This is a genomic window from Flavobacterium sp. 2 (assembly GCF_049949195.1).
Classification (GTDB): Bacteria; Bacteroidota; Bacteroidia; order Flavobacteriales; family Flavobacteriaceae; genus Flavobacterium.
This window is the reverse complement of sequence record NZ_CP188206.1, coordinates 44,946-58,864: the sequence shown is the minus strand read 5'-3', so window position 1 is coordinate 58,864 and position 13,919 is coordinate 44,946. Positions and strand designations below refer to the sequence as shown.

Sequence of the window (13,919 nt, the reverse complement as noted above, 5' to 3'; positions counted from 1 at the left end):
CAAAGATAAAATTTATTTAAATTTTACCAAATCATCATAAAATTAAAATCTAAATAAAGTACTCTTCAATAAAATAGTTAATGAAAAGTTGATCTTTTTATAATTCAATCTTCGAAGATGAATAAGACACCATTTGTACTATATTATGCTTCAAATTTGTTATTCTGATTATTAGTATCAAACTACATTTACAAGTTCAATGTTATCATTTTACCCTTCAAAAAATTAACATTCAATCATTTACACTCACTATAAAATACGAATCAAAATAATCTAAAAGAATAATGAAAAACAAAACTCTTGTTGTTTTTATATTACTGACTGTAATGCTTCAAATAAAAATGGAGGCACAAAACTTAAAGCTTCATCCAAAAGGTTATTTTTCTGCTCGCGGCCTGGATGTAACCGTCTTTGATGATATTTATCCCGACGGCCATCAAACCGGTGTTACAATGATTCAGCATGGTGAACGCGTTATGGCAAATGGAGATTTGCGTTTAGAAATTTCGCCTGGACAATGGTCACCTGTACCTAAAGAAGTTGAAAAAAAGATAGATTCGGGTTCAAATACAATTTCTCAGACTTTATCTTATCCGGACGAATCTAAAAATCGTATTGGTTTTAATCCGATAGATTATCCGGATTTGAAGTTGAAATATAAAGTAAATGTAACGCCTACAGAAGGAAATAATTTCCGAATTACAGTTGATTTGGATAATGAGGTTGATGCAAAATGGTTAGGGAAAATTGGTTTCAACATTGAATTGTTTCCGGGCGATCTGTTTGGAAAATCTTATATATGTGATGGAAATTTCGGCATTTTTACTCATTCTCCTTATGGACCCCTTCAATCACAAATGGATGGACAGAATCTTGGAGCCCCTTTATATAAAGGAAAAAAAATTACAATTGCGCCCGAAAGCGATTTGTCAAGAGTAAGTATTCAGTCTAATTTAGAAGATATTGCTTTATGGGATGGAAGAATCAATCATAATAATGGATGGTTTATTATCCGTGCTCCTATTGCTGCTACTTCTGGAAAAAGGGTTATTGATATTGTTGTTTCTCCAAATGTCATCCCGAATTGGACTTACAAGCCTATTGTTCAAGTTTCACAAGTTGGCTATTATCCAAAACAATCTAAAGTAGCTATTTTGGAAACAGATCCAAATGATACAGAACCATCGGAAGTAATTTTGATCAAACATGACGAGTTTGGCAAGAAAAACATCAAAACTATAAAACCGAAAAAATGGGGCAACTTTTTAAGATATAATTATTACCAAATAGACTTTTCTGAAATAAAGGAAGAAGGAATGTATACATTAAGCTATAAAAGAAATGAAACTTCTCCCTTCCAAATAAGCAAAAAGCTTTATGATAGAAATGTTTGGCAACCTATTCTCGAATACTTTTTACCTGTTCAAATGTGTCACGTGAGAGTGAATGAAAAGTACCGAATTTGGCATAACTTCTGTCATTTAGATGATGCTCAAATGGCACCAACGAATCTTAATCATTTTGATGGATATGTTCAGGGACCTTCAACACTCACGAAATATAAATCGAATGAAGTTGTTCCGAATCTAAATCAAGGAGGTTGGCACGATGCAGGAGACGACGATTTAAGAGTCGAATCTCAAATTGGGACGGTATGGAATCTGGCTCTAATGTTAGAAGAATTTAATATTGAATCGTATGATGCAACAAGTATTGATATAGACAAAAATATCGTTGAAATTCATCAACCCGACAGTAAATCAGATGCTTTGCAGCAAATGGAACACGGGCTGGCCTCAATTTTGGCCGGTTATCGTTCAATGGGGCGTTTATATCGAGGAATAATTACAAACGATCTAAAACAATATGTTTTGCTTGGCGATTTTGGCGGAGTTACGGATAATAAATGGACTGCTAATCCAAGTGCCAAAGATGATGATAGATGGGTTTTCACCGAAGATAATCCTGATCGGGAATTATATGTCGCGGCCGGACTTGCCGCTTCTTACCGAGTTTTAAAAGCTTCAAATCCCAAATTGGCCAATGAATGTTTAGAAACGTCTAAAGCGCTTTACAAAACATCTTTTTCAAAATCAAAAAGAGCAGAAAGTAAAATAACAGTACTTGTTGAACTTGCTCTGGCCACTAACGAAGCAAGTTACACTAACCAAATTGTCGATTTACAAGGAGATATATTAAAAAATTTCGAGAATTTAGGATGGCGAGTTGGAAGAATAAAGCATCTTATAAAAGATAAATCTTTTCTGGACAAGTTGAATATTGAAGCACAAAAATGGGCAGCAAAATCCAAAAACAATTCCCTTACAGATTCTCCTTATGGAGTTCCGTACACGCCTAATATTTGGGGAGCTGGCTGGACTTTGCAGGACTTTGGCGTACAGCAATATTATTTTTCAAAATCTTGGCCAGAGTTTGCCAACTATGAAGTTTATAGTAATGCTTTGAATTTTATACTTGGAGTTCATCCGGGTAATAATACAGCTTCTTTTGCTTCGGGGATTGGATCTAATTCAGTGCTGGTAGCATATGGTATGAATCGTGCCGATTGGTCGTACATTCCCGGAGGAGTTACTTCGGGTACGGCGCTTATTAGGCCCAACTTGCCTGAGCTAAAAAAATGGCCTTACTTTTGGCAGCAAACCGAATATGTTATGGGTGGCGGCTCTACTGATTTTATGTTTTTAGTACTCGCAGTTCAAAAACATTTCGGGAATTAAATTTACGCAAAAACAAAGGGATAAATCTTTAGCAATAATCGTCTAAAAATTTATCCCTTTTTTTCTTACTGACTCTAATACTATTTGAACAACTTAGAAGCAAACTGATATAAACATCTGCGCCATGTTAGCCATTCGTGAGCAGTTTCTGAGGATTCATAATAAACATATTTGATTCCCTGTTGGTCTAGCATAGTTTTAAATGCTCCAATTGATTTAGGAAAGGGATTTGGCTCCTTGGTTCCTAATCCTAGCCAAAAAAGCTTCATTTTTTTATTTAATGCATTGCCGTCTTTATATTTTCCGTCTAAAAAAGTAGCAGCATCAAGAACATCGCTATTCGGATAATTAGCTGTACCGCTAAATCCTCCGTAATAAGAAAAAGTTTCAAGATGATTCATCATAATTCTCATTGTCTGATTGGCACCCATCGAAAGACCAGCTATAGCACGATTTTCCCGATTAGAAATAGTACGGAACTTAGCATCAATCATCGGAATAACTTCGGTAATAAGAACTTCTTCAAAAATAGATTCGGGACGTTCTTTTTTCTCTTTGGCTTCATTGCTTTGTGGTTTAAAAGCATAACCATTATCCATTACAATAATCATCGGTGTTGCCTTTTTTGAAGCAATTAGATTATCTAAAATTAAATTTGCTTTGCCTTGAGAAGACCAGCCTGTTTCATCTTCAAAACTTCCATGTTGTAAATAAAGAACAGGATAACGTGCTTTTGTATTTTCATAATAACCCGCAGGCGTATAGATAAAACAACGTCTAAAAGAATTGGTCAGCTTTGAGAAATAAATATTTTCGCTGACAAGACCGTGAGGCACATCTTTCAAGGCAAAAAAATCCTGATCCGTCGATGGAATTTCTATACCGCTTCCCCATCTGCCTGCACCATAAAAATATAGCGATCCCGGATCTGGAACTGAAGCTCCATCAATGTTTAACTGATAATAATGAAATCCTTCATCTTGCGGATTCGATTCTCCTGTCCAAACTCCATTGGCGTCTTTTCGCATATCGTATTTTACACCGCCAATGTCGAGTTGCACCTTATTTGCATCAGGCGCAGAAATACTGGCACGAACACGTCGTTGTGAATTTACCTGTGGAAATTGTTTTTCTGACTGATTCATTGTTGAAGGCTTAAAATCTTCAACAATTTGTGTTTCCTGACTCCAGCCTGACTGAAAACACAAGCCTAAAACTATAATGACTATATCTAAATATCGTTTCATCTTTGCTTTTTTTAGGTTATTATTTCTCTCTAGCCAAATCGCTTACAGCATTCGCAAGAAAAACATACCACGCTCCACCGTCTATGATACATTCATTTTCACCCCAGAAAAACGGCCAGTCATCTTTATTCTCTAAATAATCTGGTTTTAGGAAAATAAGACCTGGTACTACTCCTCCGGCAATCGTTGTAAAGTCGGCACGGTTGTTTCCATAAGCAACTTTTTTGGATCTGTTTCCTACTGCATTCACAAAAGATAAGTTGGAGTAAGGATGACAGCCTAAAATATAATTCAATCCTCGATAAACACTTTCTTTATCCATGATGTCAGGATAAATTTTATGAATATAATAATTCGTACTGGCCCAATTTATAACCTGAGAAGTCCCTCCCCAGCCTCTCAATGCAATAGGAACAGCATAAGGATTTTCGGCATTTTCTTTATCGGTTTTTTCTTTATATTTAATGACGTAGCTACGCAATTTTACTTTATAATTATCATCCATAGCTGGCAAAGCCAATAAAGCAGCATTCAGATTAAATTCAATGTTTTCATCCAATGCTTTCCAGATTCGGTCTAAAAAACCTTTTTTATACTGATTATCTTTTGTAGTTAAATAAAGCTGCAAAATCGCAATCATATCACTGCCTTTTCCCCATCTTGCCATTGGACTATTATCTGGTTTTGCTTTTTTATCTATTTCGGTTGCTTCGTTTGTCAATTTAATGGCAAGAGATAAACATTTAGCCGAAAGTTCATCATTGTAGCCTTTTAAAGCCCTGCTTGCTGAGGCTAATGCTCCTGCTGTTCTAAAATCAAGAAACGAAGTTCTATTGGTAAATGCCCATCTGTCATCAAGCGTTCCACTCGAAACGCCATTAGATTCATATGGTTTGAGAGAAGGATTATACGGAAGATTATCTGTCTCTGTAGAAGCATCACCCAAATGATGATATTGGTGCAAATTAGGCACAACAATTCCTCTAACGGGATGACCAATATTCTCAACTTGTGCCACAAGATTCAAAACGCCGTGCTCAATTTGTTGTAATAAATCGGGTTGACCATCGGGACGGTGAATATCGACAAACTGCGTTTTTTGGTCAATATAAGTTTCATCTCTATTTACTTTGAACTGTTCCCATGATTCTACAAAACTGTTGATTACGCTGACATGCGAAAAAGTTTGTATATCAAAATCACCCGCATCAAACCAACCTCCAACAGACATTCCTGGAATACGTTCTAAAGGTTTATATTTAGTTTCCGTGGTCGGACCTTGTTTGTAACCATCAAAATGTTCGTGATTCAAAGGCGCCTGAAGACAATCATCTAAAAATGGTTTTCCGTGCCAAACTCTGTAAGCCTCATTAACTTCCATATGGTCCATTTGAACTGGAAACCAAACATCCATTGTAGGATGCCATACTTGTGAATAAACATCATCTTCAATCTGAAAAGTGTTGGTTTTATGATTTCCATATTGAATGTAATAAAGTCCCTTTTCTTTTATGGAACTAAAATCAAATTGAGCATAATTATATCTTAGATAATTTCCCCAAACTTTGACATCGCCTTTTAGTTTTTCAGTAAATTTTCCATCTTCGCCAAGCTTAAATATCGATGCGTTGCTTAATGCTTTATCATTTTTATCCAATTCAATAACAGCCACTTTGGTTTGGTTTGGCATATAACCTACTTGCGAAAATCCAATTACAGGTTCTCTTTTCCAGTTGGGAATTGCATTCGGTTCTACATACCAAGTCAACACTTTTCCTGTTTTATTTGAAGGAAGAATACTTCGCGCAATAAACCAGCCATTCTGCCCAAGGTTTCTTCCGTCAAAAAGCAAAATTTCCTGATCTTCAGATTGAATTTTTACAGTTCGCTCAGGATTTTCAGGAGCAAATAAAAAATCCTTGCCAGATGCCAATGGTTGTGTCACTATAAATTCATTTCTTCCGCGATCATCAAAAGTGGTATGTCCTGCAAATTGAGGTATTTTTTGAGATAAAGGTTGAATTTCAGTATTGCCTGAAGGATATCTCGGAAATGTTTCCGCTCTTCCATCAACCAGATAATTACTTTCGACATAAGAAGAAGGCAAAAATTCCATGTTAAATCCTGCTCTTCCTTCTAATTTCTTTGGAACAGGTTTATCCAAAAAAACAGTGATTACAAAACCTTTTCCTTTTGAAGTCACTATTATTTTGGAATCAAAATCAAATTCTTCATATCGTAGTGTAACTTCAATGGTATTATTTGCTTTGTCTACTTTTCGACTCGTCATTTTTGGAATCAAATCCCATTGTTCTGGTGTGTTTTGAAGTCTGATAGCTCCGCCGGTTACCGTTCTGACACCATGATGAATAAATTCTATTCCGGCCGTTTTTTCGTCAAAAAACATTCCGTTGTATTCGTTATTAAAAACCCAGACATTCAGGCCCGGAGTTTCGAAATATTCTTTTTCGTTTACTACTAAATTCTGAGAAAATGACTTGTTTGTAAGACTAAACAAACAAAAAAATATAATTACTTTTTTCAATAAAGATTCATTGAAAATTACCACTACTATACTATTAAGTTTACGCATAATTTTATATTTAATTATTAAAGCCAACAACAAGTACCTGGACTGATGAATTGTTTATTTGTCATGTTTTGGGGCTAGTACAATTCATCGCCAGATACTCTAAATTTGATGAACGGATTAGTAATCCTCAAAATCACTACTCTTTAAATAAAAGTGGTGCCAATTCTTTGAAGCTTCGGCGCCAGGTTTGAAATTCATGACCTGTGTTTTCTGAAATATAGGAAACAGCATTAAAGCCCGTATTTTTAAGATTTGATACCGCATTTTTAATACCGTCAGGGTTTTCTTTACTTCCACAACTTAAAAAAACAAGTTTAACTTTTGATTTATCTTTAATGTCTTCAGGCTTATAAATTCCTCCACTAAGCAGTGCATAGTGAGAAAAAACTTCAGGCTTATTAAGTGTTATCATTTTTGTTTCCATGCCTCCCATTGATAAGCCCCCCATGGCACGATTAGCCGGAGTGGCGAGTGTACGGAAATTTGAATCAACATACGGAATTAATTCTTCTACAAGAACCGTTTGAAATGGTTCTATTTTAAAACTTGCCAGCCCACCATATTTAATTTCATTTGTCATTCCGTAAGTCATTACAATAATGAATGGTTTAATTTTACCTTCTGCAATTAAATTATCCATGATTAAATTAACGTGTCCCTGATTACTCCAAGCCGTTTCGTCTTCTCCCCAGCCATGCTGTAAATACAAAACCGGATAACTCTTATTTTTATCTTTATGATAAGATGGTGGTGTGTACACAAAAGCTCTGCGTGATGTGTTGGTGCTTTTTGATGGGAAAAGAATTTGCTGTACATTTCCGTGAGGGACACTTTTCAATGCATAAAAGTCCTGATCATGGGCCGGTATTTCAATCCCACTTTCCCATCGGGTTGAACCATAAAAGTTTAGTGCTCCCGGATCGTTAAAAACTCCTCCATCGATAGTTACATGATAATAGTGAAATCCTTCATCCATTGCTCCGGAAGTAGTACCTCTCCAAAAGCCATCTTCCGCTTTTATAAGTGGGGTACCTCCTTTTGCTCCGCCCAATCCAAGACTTACCACAACAGATTTGGCTTCTGGAGCTAAAATTTGAAAACGTGCATATCCCTGAGAATTTACTTGTGGATATTCCTGCCCGGGCTGATTAACTGTTGAAGGTTTAAAATCTTCGGTAATTGAAGTTTGGTTTGTTTGTGAAAAACCTGCTCCTGCTGACAAAATAAATAGCAACATAACAATTACATACTGTTTCATATTTTTATTTTTTAAGTTTAAAAGTTATTTAACTGATGGGGCAATAATTTTATAATTCCCGCTGAGGTGCATTAAACTAAAGAGGTACATCAATCCATCATAATAGGGATCAAAGTAGCCGTCTTCATAAGGTTCAAGTTTTGCATTCCAGACAGCATGAACAAAATCGATACTTTTTTTATCTTTATTAACTAATGATGCGGTAGCAGCTGTTGCTACTAATCCTATTGAATGTCTGAGTTTTTTAACCGTACCAGCTTGCAGAATAAAATCGGGTCTAGAACCATCCAGATTAAATTGATCTTCATAAGTATCTAATCCTTTTGATCTTAAGAAATTTTGAAATTTTGAAGCGTACTCTTCCTGCCATTTTTTATCTTTTCCATACCAAGTATAATCCATCGCAATATTCATGGGAAGACGCCAGGAATCATATCGAAATCCCGGAGGCATCCAAGGTGTAGGATGAGGTTCTCCAGTAAACTCAGTATAATCTGAATTTAAACCCGTTACCGGATGCGTTGCTTTATGCAGAAATTCACGAGAAACAGCAGCACATTCTTTATAAAACTGTTCGTGGCCATCTTTGGCATACAATGCCCATATTTCGAAAAATGCAGGAACATGATAAGAAGGATCTGTCCAGTTATAACCACCTCCTTCGGGCACGAATGAAATTTGCTTATGCTCGGTATTTATAATATTATGGACATTATTACTGCCGTCTTTTTTCCACATATTATCCAATATTCTTCTGGCTTCCTTGTAATAATCTATTCCAGTAGTATTTCCCCATTTATTGGAAGCAAAAAGCAAACTTGTTACAAAATATAATTCTCCATCTGAAGCAGAGCCAGCCGAATTTTGTTTTTTTGTCTGCGGATTTACACTCCATGCAAAATAGCCTTCTCTTGGACCTTCCTGATGTTGCATGTATTTTACAGACCATCTCCAAATTCGGTCAAAAACCTCTTTTTTATTGAGCTGAACCGCAACCATCATTCCGTAAGACATTCCTTCGGTACGGGCATCTTTATTTTTAACATCCGATACATATCCTAAAGAATCACCTTCTTCAAAATAAACTTTGTTTGGCCCTTCAAAAACATCATAATAGGCTTTGGCTAATTTTTTATCAATATCATTTTGGCTATAACCGACTTCTTTAAAAAGATTACGATATTGAGGTGTTTTGGATTCAGATTTACCTTCCTTCTTTTTATTTTGGCTAATGACCAAAACTGGTAAAATCAATCCCAAAATCAGCACTAAATAGTGAAGTCTTACGAGGGATTCGCCTGTGAAATTTTTATCTATTATCATTTTTGTTTTTTTACTTTATTAATAATTAATTCGAAACCAGTCAAAATCTACATATCCGCCGATATTTTTTGTTGCATAATTGAACAACCCAAAACGGTAACCCATAAAATGAGGAAGTGTATATTTCATTTTTAAAGTTTCGCCTATCGGATTCCAAACTTTTCCATCTAAACTGTAGAAGAAGTTAGCTTCATCTTTTTTATTCGTAAAGTCACAATCAATTTTGAAATAAACCTGATTTTGTTTTAATGAAATTCGTTCTTTTTCAATAGGGTTTTCATTTTGAGCGCTAACCATTACGATCACTTTTTGCCCATTTTCAACTTTTACTCCTACCAAACCATACTCTTTTTGCAAAGCACTTAATCCGGCGAAATCTCCATCTTTCATTTGTGAAACATCCAATAAAACAGAAGCTTTGCTCGTTGGCCCGATAGTGCGTTGAGTAAGTGTGTTTCTGGCTAAAAGAAAATCGTTATCAATTCTTCCCGTCTTAAGACGCAGATAACCTTTTCTTTCTTTTAAAGACCAAAGAGAATTATCCGGATTATGATTCCATTGCCAAACTAATGGAAGAGTTTCTTGTCCTTTCTTGCTATTAAATTCATCAGAAGCCACTAAATTCGGAATCAAACCTTTACTGGCCGGTAAATCTAAATTTTCAGGAACTTTATTATTTTCGCCTAATATTGGCCAGTCTTTTTCCCATTTTACGGGAACCAAATATGGAATTCGCCCAACAGCACCAAAATCGCGGAAGAGATAAGAAAACCAGCGTCCGTCGGGAGTATCGATAAGGCCGCCTTGTGCAACACCTAAGTCCTGTAAACCTATTTTTCCTTCCCAAGGGCCGGTAATATGATCTGCTTTATGTATAACTACGGTTCGCATTCCGTCTTTCGGCCAACAGATATTAAATAAATAATATTTCCCTTTAATTTTGAATAATTGTGAACCCTCAGCTCGGAGCATGATATTATTTCCAGCGGGTTCACTGGCATTTTCTATGATAATTTTTTCAGAAACATTTTGTTTGATTCCCGTTAAGTCATCGTTTAGCTCAACTAATTTGATTTGACCTGTTCCGTAAATTAAATACGCTTTTCCATCGTCATCAAAAAAAAGAGAGTGATCGTGATAAGCGGGTTGAAAAGAAACTTTTTGCCAATTTCCTTTTTCTATATCTTTCGTCTTAAAAATATAAGTTTCACCAGTGGTTTGCGCAAAAGTTGTAACATAATAAATCCCATTATGGAAACGCAAACTGCTTGCCCATGAACCTCTTCCGTAGGTACTTTTTCCTTCTGTTAAATTTAATTCCGGCACATCTGCCAGAATATCATAGGCATAATTAATCAGTTTCCAATTGACAAGATCTGTAGATTTCATAATGGGCAAACCCGGACTCATGTGCATCGTTGTACTGCTCATGTAATAATTTCTCCCTACTCTAATTATTGAAATATCAGGTACATCGGCAAAAACAATTGGATTTTGAGCCTTTTTTTCTTGTGAAAAAGTAACCATCTGAATCATCAAAATACAGAAGGTAAAAATCATTCTAATTCTTTTTTTCATGGCATAAAAATTAAATTGAAATACCTTTTACTTGATTTCGCTTACACCTTCAGTAGTTTGTATTATTTTCTGAATGGTACCATCTTTATTATAATGCATATAATCGACGCAAATTGAACGTCTGTAACTGCCTCCGGTTGGTAAGCTTCCGTTATGATAGAAAAAATAGGATTTGCCTTTATAGTCAATAATGCCCGGATGTGTGGTAAAACTATTGGGCACATTTTCCTGAATAATGCCCTGATAAGTCCAAGGTCCTGTAATATTTTTAGCGGTACAGTATTCTATCATTTCTGGTTTTGTGCCTGCACTGGCATATATTAAATAATAAAGTCCTTTTCTTTTGTAGACCCAAGGCCCTTCGATATAATTTTTAGGTTTGAAAGTAGTAATGGCTCCATCTACTTCTGTCATATTCTTTTTAAGTTTTACCCATTTACAGCTACCATTTCCCCAAAATAGATACGCTTGTCCATCATCATCGATAAATACAGTCGGATCGATATCGTCCCAAGCATATGTCATATCGGTAGTCATTTCATTAATGATAAGCGCTTTGCCAATGGCATCTTTAAAAGGACCTGTAGGACTATCTGAAACTGCGACGCCTATTGCCGCACCGCCAGCACTTACATCACTTTTTTTATGAAACGTAGAAACAAACCAATAGAATTTTCCATTTCTCTCGATACATTGCGCTGCATAAGCATCGCCCGTTGCCCAGGAAAATGTGCTTGGTGAAAGCAATGCTCCATGATCTTTCCAGTCTTTCATATTGGTTGTAGAAAGCACATGCCAGTCGGCCATTTTATAATTCGTATCCTGTTCCGTTGCTACGTCGTGTCCTGTATATAAATATAATGTTCCTTTGTGTACAATAGGTGCCGGATCAGCAGTGAAAATATCCTTGATGACAGGATTTTGGGCTTCTATTTTTATTACTGACAGACAACATAGCAGTGCAAATAAAATTTTGGTTTGGTTTTTCATTTTATTGTTTTTTGGTTTGGTTTTATAGTTAATGCATGTAATGTTTATTCATTTGAAACTATTGATTAATTGGAGTCAATGAAATTGCAAAGCCTCCTCTTCGCAGTAATTTTACCTCAATAGTACTGTCTTTATTTACTTCCAAAACTTGCGACATAAATGCTTTATCATGAATACCATCGGCAATAACAACGGTGCGATATTTAATCCCGGCACTTAAAAAGTCAAGCTTGATTTTTTTAGTAATTTCCTCACGATCAGATGCACTAATTCCTCCAAGATACCAAGCGTCTGCTTTTTTGCGTGCTATTGTCACATCTTTGCCCGGGTAGCCATCTATTAATTTGGTAGTATCCCAAGTTGTGGGAACTTCTTTTAAGAAAGTTTTCGCCTCATCAGGCAATTCGTAATATCCTTCCGGCCTGTCTGCCAAATGTTGCAAAGGAGATTCAAAAAGCACAGAAAGAGCCAGTTCATGTCCATAAGAAGTATGATGTGGGAATTGAGAATTCGTAAAAGTAACTGGAGTGTAATCCATCGCTCCTACTATATTTCTTGTAAAAGGTAAAATGGTATTATGCTCTGGTGCTGTGGTTGAAAATTCAGGTCCGTTATTGTACCATTCAGCGCCTCGGACTGCTTCGTAAGTCATTAAATTAGGATAAGTTCGCGACCAGCCGCGTGGTACAATACAGCCATGAAAATAAACCATGATTTCAAATTGAGCTGCGTCTTCCAAAATATCCAGATAATAGTTGATCATATCCTGTTTTTCACTTTCGAAAAAATCAACTTTAACTCCTGCTACACCTAATTTTTTAAGTTTTGTAAATTCTTCAACTCTATTTTTATGCGTCAGCATTCTATCTTTTGGAGTCGAAGGTACCCAAGTATGATCTCCTCCTGAATTATACCACATCAATGGTTTTATACCTTTTGAATGGATATATTTTAAAGCATCTTCTAAATTTCCACCATTCGCCATCGTATCCCATTCCCAGTCCAAAAGTGTATAAGACCAATTCATATTTACGGCTAAATCAGTAAACTCACATACGATTTTATAATCTTTAGTTCCATGATTACTAGACCAGTAATTCCAGGAAACTTTTCCGGGCTTGATCCATTCTGTTGTTTTAAAAACAGTTGGAGTCGATACATCCTCTATTAAAGTACTTTCTACTATATCAGATAAACTACCAATAGTAATTACCCTCCAAGGTGACTTCCACGGAAGTGAAATTTTTGGTTTTGATTCGCCAGTGCCTCTAGCATCATGCTGATCGGGAAATGTAAGTTTGTATGTATTGATATCTTTTATATTGCTCAATTTTGTACCACAATAACTGCGATTTAAATCCGCTTCATGTAATAGAAACCAGCATGATTTATCCGAAGAATTAAATAATGCCGGATAACACCATTCCTGCTGAAGTATTTTATCATCACTGCTAGAAGCATATAAACCCTCATTTGCTGGATTCCATTTTTCTAACCATCGCTTACTTTCCTTTGGTATTTGATAAGCCGTTAATTCATCATTAATTATATAAGAACCATTTTTTTCTGGAAATTCATATCGAAAGGTAATACCATCATTATAGGCTCTAATAATAAGATTCATCATAGCTTTACTGGGATTTTCAAAGGAAACAACTATTTCATTGGCTTCATTTTCACGTAGTGACTTCTTTCCAAAAGGAAGTTCATAATGCTCTTTGATACCTTTTTGCTTCGATACTTTTAAAAACCGAAGTTCTTTTGAAAAATCCTGATCACTTCTAGAAAGACCTAAATTTATTTTTGGAATTATACTTACTGTATGAGCATCGGTTTTATAAGACACTTCTAAATACCATTCCCCTTTATTATTCAAGTCAACAGCTTGCAACGCCACCATGATTTTTTTATTTGGTGACTTTAGAAGTATATTTTGCGACCAACCCGGAGAAAAGATTATGAAAGCGAAAAGCAGTACAATAATTTTTATTTTCATGATTTTAAATAATTCTGTTATTACTATTATCATCGATTAATCATGTTATAAATAGTCTGATTATTAAAGAATGAAAAAGCCGAAAGGGATCAAGCTTCCGGCTTTACGATTTAAAAACTAACAGGCGCTTAGTTATAAACAAATTCTGTAAAATAACACTTATAACTCCACAACCAACTTTTAAACCATTTTTTAT

Annotated in this window: 8 protein-coding genes; 1 reads left to right on the top strand and 7 read right to left on the bottom strand. The window is 35.6% G+C overall.

Features of this window, described 5'->3' with window-relative positions:
- Window positions 1–284: 284 nt before the first annotated feature.
- Window positions 285–2,738, top strand: coding sequence for a glycoside hydrolase family 9 protein (locus ACNFIH_RS00140; protein ID WP_426484960.1), 2,454 nt, complete (start codon window positions 285–287; stop codon window positions 2,736–2,738).
- Between the two features lie 80 nt (window positions 2,739–2,818).
- Here ACNFIH_RS00140 and ACNFIH_RS00135 read toward each other — a convergent pair whose 3' ends face one another.
- The 7 genes from ACNFIH_RS00135 to ACNFIH_RS00105 form a co-directional block, all read right to left on the bottom strand.
- Window positions 2,819–3,985, bottom strand: a complete 1,167-nt coding sequence (locus tag ACNFIH_RS00135; RefSeq protein ID WP_426484959.1) for an alpha/beta hydrolase-fold protein — start codon at window positions 3,983–3,985, stop codon at window positions 2,819–2,821.
- Between the two features lie 19 nt (window positions 3,986–4,004).
- The gene (locus ACNFIH_RS00130) at window positions 4,005–6,578 is read right to left on the bottom strand and encodes a glycoside hydrolase family 9 protein (RefSeq protein ID WP_426484958.1); all 2,574 of its coding nucleotides are present in this window, start codon (window positions 6,576–6,578) and stop codon (window positions 4,005–4,007) included.
- A gap of 136 nt (window positions 6,579–6,714) precedes the next feature.
- A complete protein-coding gene (locus ACNFIH_RS00125) occupies window positions 6,715–7,836 on the bottom strand; it encodes an alpha/beta hydrolase-fold protein (protein ID WP_426484957.1) in 1,122 nt (373 codons plus the stop codon).
- Between the two features lie 24 nt (window positions 7,837–7,860).
- Window positions 7,861–9,159 (bottom strand): glycosyl hydrolase family 8, encoded by a 1,299-nt coding sequence (locus ACNFIH_RS00120; protein WP_426484956.1) that lies wholly within the window; start codon window positions 9,157–9,159, stop codon window positions 7,861–7,863.
- A gap of 18 nt (window positions 9,160–9,177) precedes the next feature.
- Window positions 9,178–10,737 (bottom strand): glycoside hydrolase family 43 protein, encoded by a 1,560-nt coding sequence (locus ACNFIH_RS00115; RefSeq protein WP_426484955.1) that lies wholly within the window; start codon window positions 10,735–10,737, stop codon window positions 9,178–9,180.
- Window positions 10,738–10,764: 27 nt separating this feature from the next.
- Window positions 10,765–11,727, bottom strand: coding sequence for a glycoside hydrolase family 43 protein (locus ACNFIH_RS00110; RefSeq protein WP_426484954.1), 963 nt, complete (start codon window positions 11,725–11,727; stop codon window positions 10,765–10,767).
- 58 nt (window positions 11,728–11,785) lie between these two features.
- Window positions 11,786–13,723 carry a glycoside hydrolase family 97 catalytic domain-containing protein gene (locus ACNFIH_RS00105; RefSeq protein ID WP_426484953.1) on the bottom strand — a complete coding sequence of 646 codons (1,938 nt, stop codon included), beginning with the start codon at window positions 13,721–13,723 and terminating at the stop codon, window positions 11,786–11,788.
- Between the last annotated feature and the right edge of the window lie 196 nt (window positions 13,724–13,919).